This is a genomic window from Streptococcus sp. 27098_8_23 (genome assembly GCF_041432195.1).
GTDB lineage: Bacteria > Bacillota > Bacilli > Lactobacillales > Streptococcaceae > Streptococcus.
The window spans coordinates 36,861-53,188 of record NZ_JAPVZF010000001.1; the positions used below are offsets into that span (position 1 = coordinate 36,861).

Here is a 16,328-nt window from a genome sequence, read left to right on the forward strand (position 1 = left end):
ATTAGTTACTTTTCATACTAGGTAAGTGACTGATGCTTGTACTTGGATACGGCAAGGGAACTTAACGAAGTAGGAAAAGAAAATTAATAGATTGAAAACCCGCAAGACTTCATCATTTCGAGAAGTGACGTGGGAGATGAAAATCGATTGAACCACTTACAAGGAGAATAGAAAATGGCTAAAAAAAGCAAACAACTTCGTGCTGCTCTTGAGAAAGTCGACAGCACAAAAGCATACAGTGTAGAAGAAGCTGTAGCACTTGCAAAAGAAACTAACTTTGCAAAATTTGACGCAACTGTAGAAGTTGCTTACAACTTGAACATCGACGTTAAAAAAGCTGACCAACAAATCCGTGGAGCAATGGTATTGCCAAACGGTACTGGTAAAACTTCACGCGTTCTTGTTTTTGCACGTGGTGCAAAAGCTGAAGAAGCAAAAGCTGCTGGTGCAGACTTTGTTGGTGAAGATGACCTTGTTGCGAAAATCAACGACGGTTGGTTGGACTTCGACGTAGTTATCGCTACACCTGACATGATGGCTCTTGTTGGACGTCTTGGACGTGTCCTTGGACCACGTAACTTGATGCCAAACCCTAAGACTGGTACTGTAACAATGGATGTTGCTAAAGCAGTTGAAGAGTCTAAAGGTGGTAAGATTACTTACCGTGCTGACCGTGCAGGTAACGTTCAAGCAATTATCGGTAAAGTATCATTTGAAGCTGAAAAATTGGTTGAAAACTTCAAAGCTTTCAACGAAACAATCCAAAAAGCAAAACCAGCTACAGCTAAAGGAACTTACGTAACAAACTTGACAATCACAACTACTCAAGGTGTTGGTATCAAGGTTGACGTAAACTCACTTTAATCAGTAGTTTATATCAGAGAACGAGTGCGAAAGTGCTCGTTTTTTTGATGATAAATTCATTCCAGGAATAATAAGTCCATTAATAGCCTGATGGAGCAAGAGAATAGTGCTTTTTCGCTTCTTCTTTCACAGAAAATATGCTATAATAGAGAGTAAAAACTTTGAAAGAAAGAAAAAGATGAATTTAAAAGATTATATCGCAACGATTGAAAATTATCCTAAGGAAGGTATTACCTTCCGTGATATCAGCCCTTTGATGGCAGATGGAAATGCTTATAGCTACGCTGTTCGTGAAATTGTTCAGTATGCAACCGATAAGAAGATCGACATGATCGTGGGTCCAGAGGCTCGCGGCTTTATCGTGGGCTGTCCTGTTGCTTTTGAGTTGGGAATTGGCTTTGCTCCTGTTCGTAAACCAGGGAAATTGCCACGTGAAGTCATTTCTGCTGACTATGAGAAAGAGTACGGTATTGATACCTTGACCATGCATGCTGATGCGATCAAGCCAGGCCAACGTGTTCTCATCGTAGATGATCTTTTGGCAACAGGTGGAACTGTCAAGGCAACGATTGAGATGATTGAAAGACTTGGTGGAGTTGTAGCCGGTTGTGCTTTCTTGATTGAGTTGGATGAGCTTAAAGGCCGTGAAAAAATCGGAGATTACGATTACAAGGTACTTATGCATTATTAATGAAAAACAGTCCTTGGGACTGTTTTCTCTTCTTTTGCTATATAAATTAACTATAGCTAGTTAGAGAAAAACTATAATTGAAAACTATATCTTCATACAGTATAATAAAGGGAAGAAGTATTTGGAGGTTTTTGCTTTCAAACAGACAAGATCATTCCCGAAATAGAGAACTGTTAGGAGGGTATTATGCCGATTCGAATTGATAAGAAATTACCAGCTGTGGAGATTTTAAGGACAGAAAATATCTTTGTTATGGATGACCAAAGGGCCGCTCATCAGGATATTCGCCCCTTGAAGATTTTGATTTTAAATCTCATGCCTCAAAAGATGGTAACAGAAACGCAACTCTTACGGCATTTGGCGAATACCCCTTTGCAATTAGATATTGATTTCTTATATATGGAAACACATCGTTCCAAGACAACTCGTGCCGAACATATGGAGACCTTCTATAAGACCTTTCCAGAGGTCAAGGATGACTTTTTTGATGGAATGATTATCACAGGAGCACCAGTCGAGCATTTGCCTTTTGAAGAGGTGGACTACTGGGAGGAATTCAAGCAGGTCATCGAATGGTCCAAGACGCATGTTTTTTCAACCCTCCATATCTGTTGGGGAGCTCAAGCAGGTCTATATGTTCGCTATGGCGTTGAAAAGCACCAGATGGATCGGAAACTATCAGGAATTTATCCACAGGACACCTTGAAAGAAGGGCACCTTCTTTTTAGAGGTTTTGATGATCGCTATGTAGCTCCTCATTCTCGTCATACTGAGATTTTAAAAGAAGAAATCTTAAACAAGACCAATCTGGAGATTCTGTCAGAAGGTCCTGAGGTTGGGGTTTCTATCCTAGCTAGTCGAGATTTGCGTGAGATTTATAGTTTTGGTCATTTGGAGTACGATCGTGACACTTTGGCAAGAGAGTATTTTCGTGATTATGAGGCGGGACTCGACCCTCATATCCCAGAGAACTACTTTAAAAATGATGATGTAAATGAGAGGCCCTGTCTCTGTTGGTCTTCATCAGCTGCCCTCTTTTTCAGCAATTGGGTGAACTATGCAGTTTATCAAGAAACCCCTTTTGACTGGAGAAAGGTAGAGGATGATGCGGCTGCATTTGGATATCTATAAGAGGAATTATGACATATTTTGACGCTTTTAAATCAGGGAACTTGGTTTTGCCAAGTGCCCTGCTCTTGCATTTTAAGGAACTCTTTCCTTCCAGCGAAGATTTTCTCGTCTGGCAATTTTTCTATTTACAAAATACCACAGCCCTAGGAGATGTTTCACCTAGTCAGATTGCTGAAATCATTGGGAAAGAGGTGGCAGATGTCAACCAATCTATTTCAAATTTGACTGAAAATGGTTTGCTACAATATCGGACCATTGAACTAAATGGGGAAATTGAGCTGATTTTTGATGCTAGTTTGGCTTTTGAACGCTTGGATAGCTTACTAGATAGCCAAACTCCAGCTACAACTGCCCCAAATCCGCAGAATCAATTGAAGGATCTGGTTGAAACTTTTCAGCAAGAATTGGGACGCTTATTAACACCATTTGAAATCGAAGATCTTTCTAAGACTGTCAAAGAAGACGGAGTTAAGGCGGATTTGATCAAGGAAGCTCTCCGAGAGGCTGTTCTCAATGGCAAGCCAAACTGGAAATATATTCAGGCAATCCTACGAAACTGGCGCCATGAAGGAATTCAGTCTGTGGCTCAGGTAGAGGCCAAACGAGCAGAGCGAGAAGCCAACAATCCCAAACAAGTTCAGGTTTCGGCTGATTTCCTCGATGCCATGAATTTGTGGCAAGATTAGTCGCTTGAAAAATCTTGAAAATTAGAGTAAGGTTTGCAAGCTCCTTATAAATATGATAGAATAATAGTGAATAAAATGAAAAAAGAGGTATGTGAAATGTCACGTAAACCATTTATCGCTGGTAACTGGAAAATGAACAAAAATCCAGAAGAAGCAAAAGCATTCGTTGAAGCCGTTGCATCAAAACTTCCTTCATCAGACCTTGTTGAAGCAGGTATCGCAGCTCCAGCAGTTGATTTGACAGCTGTTCTTGCTGCTGCTAAAGGTTCAAACCTTAAAGTTGCTGCTCAAAACTGCTACTTTGAAAATGCAGGTGCTTTCACTGGTGAAACTAGCCCACAAGTTTTGAAAGAAATCGGTACTGACTACGTTGTGATCGGTCACTCAGAACGTCGTGACTACTTCCATGAAACCGACGAAGATATCAACAAAAAAGCAAAAGCAATCTTTGCAAACGGTATGCTTCCAATCATCTGTTGTGGTGAGTCACTTGAAACTTACGAAGCTGGTAAAGCTGCTGAATTCGTAGGTGCTCAAGTATCTGCTGCTTTGGCTGGATTGACAACTGAACAAGTTGCTGCATCCGTTATCGCTTATGAGCCAATCTGGGCTATCGGTACTGGTAAATCAGCTTCACAAGACGATGCACAAAAAATGTGTAAAGTCGTTCGTGACGTTGTAGCTGCAGACTTTGGTCAAGAAGTTGCGGACAAAGTTCGTGTTCAATACGGTGGTTCTGTTAAACCTGAAAACGTTGCTTCATACATGGCTTGCCCAGACGTTGACGGTGCCCTTGTTGGTGGTGCGTCACTTGAAGCTGAAAGCTTCTTGGCATTGCTTGATTTTGTAAAATAATCTAAATTATTCGAGACAGTCTTCTAAGACTGCCTTTTTTTATAGAGACCGTATATTTTTCTTAAATTATCAGTCTATTACAACTTTTCTCAGATAGTACATTTTCCTTGATATCATTTTCTGGTAGTAGTATACTTGTATTATAGCTACTGTGAAGTAGTTATAAAAAAATGAAAAGAGGTAAGAAATATGGTTGAATTGAAAAAAGAAGCAGTAAAAGACGTAACAACATTATCTAAAACAGCGCCAGTAGCATTGGCAAAAACAAAGGAAGTATTGAACCAAGCAGTAGCGGACTTGTATGTGGCTCACATTGCCCTTCACCAAGTTCACTGGTATATGCGTGGTCGTGGTTTCCTCGTATGGCATCCAAAAATGGATGAATACATGGACAGCCTTGATGGCTATCTTGACGAAATCAGCGAACGTTTGATCACCCTTGGCGGCAAACCTTACTCAACTTTGACAGAATTCCTTCAACACAGTGAAATCGAAGAAGAAGAAGGAGAATTCCGTAACGTTGAAGAAAGCTTGGAACGTGTTCTAGCGATTTATCGCTACCTCATCGCTCTTTTCCAAAAAGCTTTGGATGTGACTGATGAAGAAGGCGATGATGTTACAAACGATATCTTTGTTGGTGCTAAGGCTGAACTTGAGAAAACAGTTTGGATGCTTGCAGCAGAACTTGGACAAGCTCCTGGTTTGTAAAATATAGTTGCTACCCCTTTTATCATGTGGTGCTTGATAAGTGCCCATGACCAATCATCTTTTAAAAGTCATGTAACTGTAAACAGTTGCATGATTTTTTTGTCTGCTGGACTTAGGACACATTGTCAAAAGTAGGATTTTACGGTATAATAGTTGCTGTTCAATAACATATGAATTTTAAAGAATAATTGTTAGTTTTAGGAGGACTTATGAACAACTTACCAAATTGCCCAAAATGTAATTCAGAATATGTCTACGAAGACGGAAGTCTCTTGGTCTGCCCAGAGTGTGCCTATGAGTGGAATCCTGCAGAAGTTGCAGAAGTAGAAGAAGGTGTTGTTGCTATCGATGCCAATGGAAATAAATTGGCTGACGGCGATACTGTAACCCTTATCAAGGACTTGAAAGTAAAAGGTGCGCCAAAGGATTTGAAACAAGGAACTCGCGTTAAAAATATCCGTATCGTAGAAGGTGACCACAACATCGACTGTAAGATTGATGGTTTTGGAGCTATGAAACTCAAGTCAGAATTTGTTAAGAAAATCTAGCCATGAAACTGAATTATAAATTTATCTTTTATAGTCGTGTCCTCTTGTTCTTAGCGGCATTTACAGGGGTTTATTTAGAAATTACCAAGCACGGTGGCTTTGGTATGCTCCTTTACTACACAGTGTTGTCCAATCTTTTGGTAACGATTTTCACGGGCTATCTGCTCCGTGTGATGAGCCGTTCAGGTGAAAATTGGCAAAGTCCGACCTTGCTTCGTCTCAAGGGTGGTGTTACAATGAGTATCATGATCACCTGTGTGATTTACCATTTTATGCTTGCTCCGATCGCGACAGACTTTTACCGAGTGGAAAATTTCCTTTGCCACTATATCGTTCCACTCTGGTTTTTAGCCGACACCCTCTTCTTTGATAAACAGGGTCGATACAAGATCTGGGATCCAGTCTTGTGGACCATCTTGCCCTTGGTTTATATGATTTTTGCCTTGTTTAACGGACTGGTCTTAAAACTCAATATTCCGAATTCCAAGGACAATCCCTTCCCTTATTTCTTTTTAAATGTGAACAAGGGTTGGGACGTGGTTATCAAATGGTGTTTGATCATTTTTGCGGCGTATATGGTTGCAGGCTTCATCTTCTATCTGATCAAGCAAATCAAGCGAAAATAGTCTTCCTATGAGGAAAGTTAGGACGGAGTCTCTAGTTCAATCGGGCTCCTTCTTTTCTTGCCATCTTCCTTTTAAAAGGATCAACAGTGAGAAATATATAGAAAGAAAATCCATGAAACAATATTTAGAACGGGCTAGTATTTTGGCCCTCTCCCTCGTTTTGATTACCTCCTTTTCCATCTCAAGTGCTCTGCCAGCCATGTTTGACTATTATCAAGGCTACCCCAAAGAACAAATCGAGCTCCTGGTCAGTCTCCCTTCTTTTGGAATCATGATTATGCTGGTTTTAAATGGGTTTTTGGAGCGTTTGCTTCCTGAGCGACTTCAGATCAGTCTGGGACTTCTCATCCTCTCTATCGGTGGAACAGCTCCCTTCTGGTATCAGGATTATAACTTTGTCTTTGCTATGCGGATTTTATTTGGCTTGGGTGTTGGGATGATCAATGCCAAGGCCATTTCCATCATCAGCGAACGCTATCATGGAAAGACACGGATCCAGATGCTGGGTCTCCGCGGATCAGCAGAAGTTGTCGGGGCATCGATTTTGACTCTAGTGGTCGGTCAGCTCTTATCCTTTGGGTGGACAGTGACCTTCTTGGCCTACAGTGCGGGATTTTTAGTATTGATTCTTTATCTGCTCTTTGTCCCTTATGGGAAAGAAAAGAAAGAAACAAAGAAAAAAGAGGCCGAAACGACTCGTTTGACAGGACAGATGAAAGGCTTAATTTTTCTATTGGCTGTCGAAGCAGCAGTTGTTGTCTGCACCAATACAGCTATCACCATTCGTATTCCTAGTCTGATGGTAGAAAGAGGTCTAGGGGATGCCCAGTTATCGAGTTTGGTTTTAAGTATCATGCAGTTGATTGGTATCTTAGCAGGTGTGAGTTTTTCTTTCTTTATCTCTGTGTTTAAAGAAAGGTTGCTCCTTTGGTCAGGTATCACCTTTGGATTGGGGCAGATTGTGATTGCCTTGTCTCCGTCATTGGGTGTGATGGTAGTTGGAAGTGTTGTGGCAGGTTTTTCTTACAGTGTGGCCTTGACCACTGTCTTTCAGCTTCTTTCTGAAAGAATCCCAGCCAAGCTCCTTAATCAGGCAACATCTTTTGCAGTGCTAGGATGCAGCTTTGGAGCCTTTACGACACCTTTCATTCTTGGGGCGATCGGCTTGGTGACTCAAAACGGTATGTTGGTCTTCACCATTCTAGGATGCTGGTTGATTGTCACTTCTATCTTTGTTATGTACGCACTTCAAAAGAGAGCTTAGGATTAATTTCCTAAGTTTTTCTTTTCGGGAATTTTGTACCCAGACAATTATTGGTTTTTAAACTTGTTTACACTTTTATTTCCTGATAAAATAGAAGTTATGACAAGATATAAAGCAATCATTTCCTATGACGGTTATGCCTTTGCTGGTTTTCAGCGCCAGCCTCATGCGCGGAGCGTTCAAGAGGAAATCGAAAAAACCTTAACGAGACTCAATAAGGGGCAAGCCATCGCTGTTCATGGTGCTGGTAGGACGGATAGTGGGGTTCATGCTCTTGGTCAGGTCATTCATTTTGATCTTCCCTATCAGATGGATGAGGAAAAGCTTCGTTTTGCCCTGGATACCCAATCTCCTGAAGATATCGATGTAATCTCGATGGAGCTTGTGGCGGATGATTTTCATTGCCGTTATGCCAAGCACAGCAAGACCTATGAGTTTATAGTAGATAGGGGGCGTCCCAAAAATCCTATGCGTCGTCACTACGCTACTCACTTTCCCTATCCGCTCGACGTGGAGCGGATGCAGATGGCAATCAAAAAGCTAGAGGGAACTCATGATTTTACCGGGTTTACAGCATCTGGAACCAGTGTAGAGGACAAGGTTCGAACCATTACAGAAGCCAGTCTTAGTGTTGATGAGACAGGGCAGTTTTTGACCTTTAGCTTTTCAGGGAATGGTTTCTTGTATAAGCAGATTCGCAATATGGTGGGAACGCTGCTCAAAATCGGAAATAATCGAATGCCAGTTGAGCAGATTGACTTGATTTTGGAGAAGAAGGACAGGCAGCTAGCAGGTCCAACAGCGGCACCGAATGGCTTGTATTTAAAGGAGATTCGTTATGAAGAATAATCGTATTTTAGCCCTTTCTGGGAATGATATTTTTAGTGGTGGTGGTTTATCAGCTGATTTGGCCACCTATACCTTAAACGGCTTGCATGGCTTTGTAGCAGTGACTTGTTTGACGGCCTTGACTGAAAAGGGCTTTGAAGTCTTTCCAACTGACGATGCCGTTTTTCAACATGAATTGGATAGCTTGCGTGATGTGGAATTTGCAGGGATTAAGATTGGTCTTCTCCCTACTGTCAGTGTGGCTGAGAAAGCCTTGAACTTTATCAAGCAACGTCCAGGAGTGCCTGTTGTATTGGATCCCGTCTTGGTCTGCAAGGAAACGCACGATGTGGCTGTCAGTGAACTCTGTAAAGAGTTGATTCTCTTTTTCCCTCATGTCAGTGTGATTACGCCAAATCTTCCTGAAGCAGAATTGTTGGCTGGTCAGGAAATTAAAACATTGGAAGACATGAAAGCTGCAGCGCAGAAATTGCATGATTTAGGAGCGCCAGCAGTCATTATCAAGGGAGGCAATCGCCTCAGTCAGGACAAGGCAGTGGATGTCTTTTATGATGGACAAAATTTTACAGTTCTAGAAAATCCTATTATCCAAGGTCAAAATGCTGGTGCAGGTTGTACCTTTGCCTCAAGCATTGCCAGTCACTTGGTTAAAGGTGATGAACTTTTACCAGCAGTAGAGAGCTCGAAAGCTTTCGTTTACCGTGCTATTGCACAAGCAGATCAATATGGAGTAAGACAATATGAAGCAAACCAAAACAACTAAAATCGCCCTTGTATCCCTCTTAACCGCCCTTTCTGTGGTTCTAGGTTATTACTTGAAAATTGGAACGCCAACAGGAATATTGACTCTCTTGGACGCAGGTATTTTCTTTACTGCTTTTTACTTTGGCAGTAAAGAAGGAGCTGTCGTTGGAGGACTAGCAGCTTTTCTGCTTGACCTTCTATCAGGCTATCCACAGTGGATGTTCTTTAGCTTGATAAATCATGGTTTGCAAGGTTATTTTGCAGGTTTTAAAGGGAAATGGCAATGGCTGGGCTTAGTCTTAGCTACAATCGTCATGGTAAGTGGCTACGCTCTGGGCTCAACTCTAATGAATGGCTGGTCAGCAGCCTTACCAGAAATTCTTCCAAACTTCCTGCAAAACACCTTGGGAATGGTTGTGGGATTTGTAGTCTTTCAAAGCGTCAAGAAGATAAAATAAAAAAGTCAGCTATTGAAGCTGACTTTTTGCTTGTCTAGGTTTAATCAAAATAAAGCAAATCTTTGCTGGTGCTTGTAAAGAGGTCAAAGCCATCCTTGGTCACAACACCGCAATCTTCGATACGGACCCCGACTTTACCAGGGATATAGATACCTGGTTCAACAGAGAAGCACATGCCTTCTTCGATGACCATGTCGTTTCCTTCCATGATAGAAGGGAATTCGTGGACATCCATACCGATACCGTGACCGAGACGGTGGTTGAAGTACTCACCATAACCAGCTTTTTCAATGACTTCACGTGCAGCGCGGTCAACTTCATGGGCAGTCACACCTGGCTTGATGAAGTCAAGGGCAGCTTGTTGGGCTTCAAGAGTCAAGTTGTAGATATCTTTTTTGAATTGATCCGGTTTACCGACAGCGACCGTACGAGTCATATCTGAGGCGTAGCCATTAACCATGACACCGAGGTCAAAGAGGAGAAGGGCGTCCTTTTCAACCTTGTTTGCACCAGGAATTCCGTGTGGATTTGCAGCGTTATCGCCAGTCAAGACCATGGTATCAAAGCTCATTTCATAGCCTTCACCTTTCATGGCAAAGTCGATTTGGGCAATGATGTCTGTCTCAGTCTTATCAAGAGAAATATTATCAAAACCAACTTTGACCGCCTTGTCCGCATAGAGACCTGCAACCATCATTTTTTGGACTTCGTCAGCTGATTTGATGAGGCGCATGCGTTGGATGCGAGGAGTGAGGTTTTCAAACTCAGCAGTTTCAAAAACTGTTTTCAAACCATGGTATTTGGTCAAGATGAGATTGTCAAACTCAACAGCGACACGTTTGAAGTCGTGCTGAGGCAAAGCATTTTTGATTTTTTGCCATGGATTTTCAGAATCCACATAGCCTACAACTGGGAAAGAAACAGTGCTGCTTGCACGCTCAACCTCAAGGGCTGGGACAAAGAGGAGAGGTTCCTGATCTGCTAGAACAAAGAGGAACATTTGGCGTTCATGGGGATCACTGTAAAAGCCAGTGAGGTAATTAATAGTGACGGGGTCAGATACGACAGCGACGTCTAGTTTTTCTGATTCAAGATATGTTAGGATTTGTTGTAATTTAGACATATGCTACCTTCTTTCTACCCCTCTATTTTGGCAAAAAAAGAGAGAAAATGCAAGGGAGAAGGGTAAAAGAACAGGCAAAAAGAACTCCGACAAGATAGGGGAGTTCTTTGATCTAATTTTCCTTAGTTTAAGAAAAGTCAGCCTTGCTTTTGACGTCGCTGTATTCTTCAGCAATTTCTTGACTGAGGATGTCCTCATAGGCAGGGAGTTGGATGTCCTGACCGTATTTCTTCTTGAGGGCAGTAGTAACCAGGCGATAAGCTAGATTGGCATTACGTGAGAGGATAGGTCCGTGGAAATAGGAACCAAAGACATTCTTATAATGAACCCCTTCACCGACCTTTTCCTCGTTGTTTCCATTTCCATAGACCACCTGTCCCAGCGGTTTTTGGTCATCTGAGAGGAAGGTACGGCCCTGGTGATTTTCAAAGCCATAGTAGGTTTCATCGAAGTCTTCATTGTGAATTTTGATGTCACCGATAAAGCGATTATTGGTCTGGTTGAGGGTGTAGTGGCCCATGACACCGAGCCCTTCGATACGTTTGCCTGAAGCCTCAACATAATATTGCCCCAAAAGTTGGAAACCACCACAGATGGCTAGAACTACTCCGTCGTTTTGGATGTAGTTGTCAATGCTCTCTTTTTTAGCAGGTAGGTCGCCTGCGATGATACTTTGTTCAAAGTCTTGACCACCACCGAAAAAGGCAATATCGTAGTGATTTTCGTCAAAGTCATCATGGAGAGAAACGATATCAACTGTTACATGAGCTCCCAGTTTTTCAGCCACATACTTGAGCATGAGGATGTTGCCGTTGTCTCCGTAGGTATTCATGAGGTTTCCATAGAGGTGGGCGATGTTGAGCTGATAAGGGTAGTTGCCAGCTTTTGAGGAAAGTGAAGTATAAACCATCAGTTCATCTCCTTTCTAACAATCTGACGACTAGCCAGCAGTTCACGGAATTCCAGCATAGCAGTATAGGTAGCCAGGATATAGGCATGTTTACAATCTTGGTTCTCAATGGTTTTGAGAACTTGTTCCAGACTACTTGTTTCAGTGATTTTCTCTGCTGGGTAGCCTGTCACTCGTAGACGACGCGCGATTTCAGAATGACGAACACCACCAGCGTTGATTTCAGGAATGTCCATGTCAGTGATTTGTTCAAAGTCAGCATCCCAAATCCAGCTAGTATCAATCCCATCAGCATAGTTGGCATTAAGAAGAACAGATAAACTAAATGGATAAGGCGCTAGTTTGATCATCTCGATAGCTTGGGTCGCACCGACAGGATTTTTAATCAAGACAAGAGTACATTCTTTATCACCGATATGGAAGGTCTCCTGGCGTCCAAAGACAGCACGGCTCTTGTCAAATCCTTGCTTGATCAGTTGTGAATCGGCACCGAGGAAACGGGCAATAGCGACCGCAGCTAGGGCATTGTAGATATTGTAGAGCCCACCGATTTGGATGCCGTATTCTTGTCCGTCAATGACAAAACGAGAGCGATTGTTGGTCAACTCAACCAAGTCTGTCAGACGGTAGTCCAATTCAGGTCGTTTGCAGCCACAATTTTCACAGATATAGGCACCCAAGTTGGCATAGGTATTGTGCTCATATTTGAGGATGCCTTGACAGTCAGGGCAGAGGATTCCTTCGGTATTGTAGTGAGCCAGTTGGGCTGGCCCTTTTTCCAAGTCAAAACCAAAATACTGTACAGGATTTGGAATAGCTGGCTTGTAGAAAAGCGGACTGTCACCATTGAGGAGAACAGTAGCTGTAGGCACCTTACGGATGGCATCCAAAATCATCTTATAAGTCGTGTAAATCTCACCATAACGGTCCATCTGATCACGGAAAATGTTGGTGATGACAAAAAGACTAGGATGGATATAGTCGCAGATACGAGAAAGACTGGCTTCGTCGATTTCGAGGACGGCAATGTTTTTCCCAGTTTTAGAAGATTTGGCTGTTAGGAAGGTTGTTGTAATCCCTGTAATCATATTGGCACCACTAGGATTGGTCAGAACCCGACCATAAACTTCTTTTAAAATGCCGACAGTGAGGGCAGTTGTCAGGGTTTTCCCGTTGGTTCCAGTGACCACGACAATCTCGTAGTTCTTAGCTAGATTTTGTAAAATATCTTTATCAAATTGAAGGGCGAGTTTTCCTGGGAGCGTACTTCCGCGGCCAAGACGGCTTAAAACGAAGTGAGAAGAACGCCCAGCTAGAAGGCCCAAAGTAGTTTTTAATTTCATGTTTCTATTATATCATAAAAGAGGGAAAAGACAGATTTGAGATTTCGAAGAAGCAAAAACAGCCCAAAGAGGGCTGTTGGATTTAGTCTAGTTTAAATGCAACGATGGCAGGTTTTGATTTAAAATCACCAACAGGTTTAATTTCGAGTTCGAAGTCACCATTTCCAATAACTCCAAAATGTTGAACAGCACCTTCTAAAGATCTCCCACTTGATAGAGTTTCTGCAGTGTTCGTGTTAGCGTAGGAGTCCATTTTTTTACTTCCAACATAAAGATTCATATCCCATCCTACAGCTAAATCTTTCTCTGAAAGATTAGTTACGTTGTATGTTACTTTCAATACTTTGTCAGGGTTAGTTTTATCAAATTGATTACGTTCATCAGTCCATTCTACATTTGTAATCGTATACTCAGCCACATTGTCAAACGTTATTTTATCCCCGATAGCAAGTTTTCCTTTCTTTTCGGTCTCTTTTTTGCTTGAGGATGTTTCTACTTTGTCATTCTTTGAAGTAGTTTCCTCTTTTTTGCTTGCACCACTACAAGCAACTAGAGCGAGGACTGACAAGCAAGAGAGTCCGAGTGCAAATATTCTATTTGTTTTATTCATTCATAAAACCTCCTTTATAATATAACGATATAATAACATAAATAAAAAGAAAATAAAAGCATTTTCAAAAAGAAAATACTTTTATTTTTCTAGTTAAATCGCAAACAAGTCATTCAAGTTCTCAGCCAAGGTTGGGTGAGTGAAGATTTGTTTTGTGAAGTAAGTGTAAGGAATCTTGTTGTCCATTGCAACAGTGATGATGTTGATGATTTCTTGTGAACCTTCTGAGAAGATAGTTGCACCGAGAATTTCTTTTGTTTCAGTATTGACAATAGCTTTGAAGGCTCCACGAAGATCTCCATTGACGTGACCACGAGGCATCGCAGCAACAGGGATTTCCTTAACAGCGTATGGAAGTTTCAAATCAGCTGCTTGGCTTTCAGTCAAACCAACTTGTGAAAGTGCAGGTGTGATGAACATAGTGTTTGGTACATTGAGGCGGTCTTCAAGCGTGTAGCTGCCATCTCCAACAAGGTAGCTGTAGACAACACGGAAGTCATCAAGTGAAATGTAGGTAAATTGAGGTCCACCGTTGACATCCCCAACTGCAAAGACACCAGGAACGTTTGTTTGACAATGTTTGTCTACTTTGATAGCACCACGCTCTGTTAGTTCAATATCTGTGTTTTCAAGTTGAAGTGGTTCTACGTTTGGCTTACGTCCAGTTGCGTAGAGAAGGGCGTCGAAACGGTAGGTTTCGTTTTCAGTTACGACAAGAACTTGGTCACCGTCGTTTTTGATCTCAGTAGTACGGATGTTTTGAAGCAATTCAATGCCGTCTTCTTCCATATATTGTTTAGCAAGAGCTGCGATGGAAGGTTCTGTTCGAGGTAGGAAAGTATCCAAGGCATCTAGGACTGTAACCTTGCTTCCAAGTCTGTTGTATAGACCTGCAAATTCAAGACCGATATTTCCGCCACCAAGGACACCAAGTTTTTCAGGCAATTTGTCCAAGTTTTGGATACCTGTTGAGTCAAAGACATTCTTACTTGTAGCAAGTCCAGGGATTGGCAAGACGTTTGAAACAGCACCAGTGTTGATAACGATAGTTTCAGCAGTCAGTTCTTGTTTTTCATCACCAGCCTGGATTTCGATGACTTTGTTTGAAAGGAAGTGAGCTTCCGCATCAAAGATATCTACACCTGTTCCCGCAACAGTAGCATAGTTTTTACCGTTAAGGCGACCAGTGATAGTATTTTTGGTAGCAATGACTTCTTCAAAAGACAAGTCTTTCTCAGCAGCAACTAGTAAGGTTTTAGTTGGGATACAGCCGATGTTGATACAAGTTCCACCGTACATAGCTTTGCTTCGTTCAATGAGGGCAACTTTTTTGCCAGCTGAAGCCAATTTACCAGCTAGTGTTTTCCCAGCTTTACCAAATCCAATAACGATTAAATCATATGTTAACATTTATAGTCCTCCTATTCGAATTTCATTCTAGCACAAGAAAAAAACTTTTGCACAAATCTGCTACGAAAAAGACAGAAAAAGATAAAAACGCTTTCCAGACAAAAAACTAGTAATTTTTTGACAAGCTTGATAGACTAAAATCCTATCTATTTTTATATAAAATAGAATAAATGTTCGAAAATAGGAGGTTTTATGAAATCGAATCGTTATATTATTGCCTTTGCTGGGGTCATTTTACACTTAATGCTGGGTTCGACTTATGCTTGGAGTGTTTATCGCAACCCTATTATTGAAAAAACGGGATGGGATCAGGCTTCTGTTGCCTTTGCCTTTAGTCTAGCAATCTTTTGTTTGGGATTATCGGCTGCATTTATGGGGCGATTGGTAGAAAAATTTGGTCCGAGAGTCATGGGGAGTCTATCTGCTTTTCTATACGCAGGTGGAAATATCTTAACAGGATTTGCAATAGACCGTCAGGAGCTGTGGTTATTGTATCTCGCTTATGGTATTTTAGGTGGACTTGGTTTGGGAGCAGGCTATATTACCCCTGTGTCAACGATTATAAAATGGTTTCCCGATAAACGTGGTCTCGCAACAGGTTTAGCGATTATGGGGTTTGGTTTTGCTTCTTTATTGACTAGTCCCATAGCGCAACATCTCATCGCAGGGGTAGGGGTTGTAGAAACTTTTTATATTTTAGGCGCAAGTTACTTTATTATCATGCTCCTCGCTTCACAATTCATTAAGCGTCCAAATGAGCAAGAGCTTGCAATTTTATCTGTTTCAGGGAAAGAAAAAACAGCCTCTTTGACGCAAGGAATGGCTGCGAATCAGGCCCTGAAAAGCAATCGGTTTTATATACTTTGGATTATTTTCTTTATCAACATAGCTTGTGGTTTAGGCTTAATATCAGCGGCATCGCCAATGGCACAGGAGATGGCTGGCTTGTCTACAAGTCATGCAGCAGTAATGGTGGGCGTTTTAGGGATTTTCAATGGGTTTGGTCGTTTGCTCTGGGCGAGTTTATCTGACTATATCGGTCGCCCTCTAACCTTTAGTATATTACTGCTTGTCAATCTTTTCTTTTCTCTCTCACTTTGGCTCTTTACAGATTCCGTTTTATTTGTAGTCGCTATGTCTATTTTGATGACTTGCTATGGAGCTGGTTTTTCATTGATTCCGGCTTATCTCAGTGATATTTTTGGAACCAAGGAATTGGCCGCTCTGCATGGATATATTTTAACAGCTTGGGCAATGGCTGGTTTAGCAGGGCCTATTTTATTAGCAGAGACTTATAAAATAGCTCATTCTTACACACAAACCTTGTTCGTTTTTCTCATTTTATATAGTATAGCCTTGGCTTTGTCTTATTATCTAGGTCGTTCAATCAAAAAGGAAATCCAAAAACCGTTTACATGATTTTCAAAAAGGATTCTACTATCTTTTGCTTCCCTCTTGTGTTATACTAGATAGGTTGCAAAGAAACTAGTACTTTTCTTTCGTGGAAA

General features: G+C 41.5%; 18 protein-coding genes. 13 read left to right on the plus strand and 5 right to left on the minus strand.

All coding sequences use genetic code 11. The annotated features are described in order from the left end of the window. Positions 1-174: 174 nt before the first annotated feature. The 12 genes from rplA to O3652_RS00255 all read left to right on the plus strand — a co-directional run bounded on the left by rplA (position 175) and on the right by O3652_RS00255 (position 9,424). A complete protein-coding gene (gene rplA, locus O3652_RS00200) occupies positions 175-864 on the plus strand; it encodes a 50S ribosomal protein L1 (protein WP_125413440.1) in 690 nt (229 codons plus the stop codon). Between the two features lie 178 nt (positions 865-1,042). Then, positions 1,043-1,555 carry an adenine phosphoribosyltransferase gene (locus tag O3652_RS00205; protein WP_001049316.1) on the plus strand — a complete coding sequence of 171 codons (513 nt, stop codon included), beginning with the start codon at positions 1,043-1,045 and terminating at the stop codon, positions 1,553-1,555. Positions 1,556-1,741: 186 nt separating this feature from the next. After that, on the plus strand, positions 1,742-2,686 hold the full coding sequence (metA, locus tag O3652_RS00210) for a homoserine O-succinyltransferase (protein ID WP_125413441.1): 945 nt from the start codon (positions 1,742-1,744) through the stop codon (positions 2,684-2,686). 8 nt (positions 2,687-2,694) lie between these two features. After that, positions 2,695-3,372, plus strand: a complete 678-nt coding sequence (locus tag O3652_RS00215) for a DnaD domain-containing protein (RefSeq protein WP_125413442.1) — start codon at positions 2,695-2,697, stop codon at positions 3,370-3,372. A 96-nt stretch (positions 3,373-3,468) separates the two neighbouring features. Further along, entirely contained in the window at positions 3,469-4,227 is a 759-nt protein-coding gene (tpiA, locus tag O3652_RS00220) for a triose-phosphate isomerase (RefSeq protein WP_044021157.1), read from the plus strand. Between the two features lie 189 nt (positions 4,228-4,416). Further along, positions 4,417-4,935 (plus strand): DNA starvation/stationary phase protection protein, encoded by a 519-nt coding sequence (locus O3652_RS00225; protein ID WP_000229890.1) that lies wholly within the window; start codon positions 4,417-4,419, stop codon positions 4,933-4,935. A gap of 209 nt (positions 4,936-5,144) precedes the next feature. Further along, positions 5,145-5,483 (plus strand): zinc ribbon domain-containing protein YjdM, encoded by a 339-nt coding sequence (locus O3652_RS00230; RefSeq protein WP_001061600.1) that lies wholly within the window; start codon positions 5,145-5,147, stop codon positions 5,481-5,483. A 2-nt stretch (positions 5,484-5,485) separates the two neighbouring features. Next, positions 5,486-6,109: a Pr6Pr family membrane protein gene (locus O3652_RS00235; RefSeq protein WP_084852578.1), complete on the plus strand. Its 624-nt coding sequence runs from the start codon at positions 5,486-5,488 to the stop codon at positions 6,107-6,109. A gap of 112 nt (positions 6,110-6,221) precedes the next feature. Next, positions 6,222-7,373, plus strand: coding sequence for an MFS transporter (locus O3652_RS00240; RefSeq protein ID WP_125413443.1), 1,152 nt, complete (start codon positions 6,222-6,224; stop codon positions 7,371-7,373). 99 nt (positions 7,374-7,472) lie between these two features. Beyond that, on the plus strand, positions 7,473-8,222 hold the full coding sequence (gene truA / locus O3652_RS00245) for a tRNA pseudouridine(38-40) synthase TruA (protein WP_125413444.1): 750 nt from the start codon (positions 7,473-7,475) through the stop codon (positions 8,220-8,222). Beyond that, a complete protein-coding gene (locus O3652_RS00250) occupies positions 8,212-8,985 on the plus strand; it encodes a bifunctional hydroxymethylpyrimidine kinase/phosphomethylpyrimidine kinase (protein WP_125413445.1) in 774 nt (257 codons plus the stop codon). The genes truA and O3652_RS00250 overlap by 11 nt, the downstream gene beginning before the upstream one ends. Further along, entirely contained in the window at positions 8,963-9,424 is a 462-nt protein-coding gene (locus O3652_RS00255; protein ID WP_049477948.1) for an ECF transporter S component, read from the plus strand. The genes O3652_RS00250 and O3652_RS00255 overlap by 23 nt, the downstream gene beginning before the upstream one ends. A gap of 40 nt (positions 9,425-9,464) precedes the next feature. On the opposite strand, the gene O3652_RS00260 is transcribed toward O3652_RS00255, so the two are convergent. The 5 genes from O3652_RS00260 to O3652_RS00280 form a co-directional block, all read right to left on the minus strand. Continuing rightward, positions 9,465-10,547, minus strand: a complete 1,083-nt coding sequence (locus tag O3652_RS00260; RefSeq protein ID WP_084943811.1) for a Xaa-Pro peptidase family protein — start codon at positions 10,545-10,547, stop codon at positions 9,465-9,467. Between the two features lie 127 nt (positions 10,548-10,674). Further along, on the minus strand, positions 10,675-11,457 hold the full coding sequence (gene gatD / locus O3652_RS00265; protein WP_125413446.1) for a lipid II isoglutaminyl synthase subunit GatD: 783 nt from the start codon (positions 11,455-11,457) through the stop codon (positions 10,675-10,677). Next, positions 11,457-12,800: a lipid II isoglutaminyl synthase subunit MurT gene (murT, locus tag O3652_RS00270; protein WP_125413447.1), complete on the minus strand. Its 1,344-nt coding sequence runs from the start codon at positions 12,798-12,800 to the stop codon at positions 11,457-11,459. The genes gatD and murT overlap by 1 nt, the downstream gene beginning before the upstream one ends. An 82-nt stretch (positions 12,801-12,882) precedes the next feature. Then, on the minus strand, positions 12,883-13,410 hold the full coding sequence (locus O3652_RS00275) for a hypothetical protein (protein ID WP_070569130.1): 528 nt from the start codon (positions 13,408-13,410) through the stop codon (positions 12,883-12,885). A gap of 93 nt (positions 13,411-13,503) precedes the next feature. Beyond that, complete coding sequence (locus O3652_RS00280) at positions 13,504-14,820, minus strand: FAD-containing oxidoreductase (RefSeq protein WP_371589968.1); 1,317 nt, start codon at positions 14,818-14,820, stop codon at positions 13,504-13,506. 192 nt (positions 14,821-15,012) lie between these two features. Between O3652_RS00280 and O3652_RS00285 the strand changes: the two genes are divergently transcribed. Further along, complete coding sequence (locus O3652_RS00285) at positions 15,013-16,239, plus strand: OFA family MFS transporter (RefSeq protein ID WP_371589969.1); 1,227 nt, start codon at positions 15,013-15,015, stop codon at positions 16,237-16,239. Positions 16,240-16,328 lie beyond the last annotated feature (89 nt).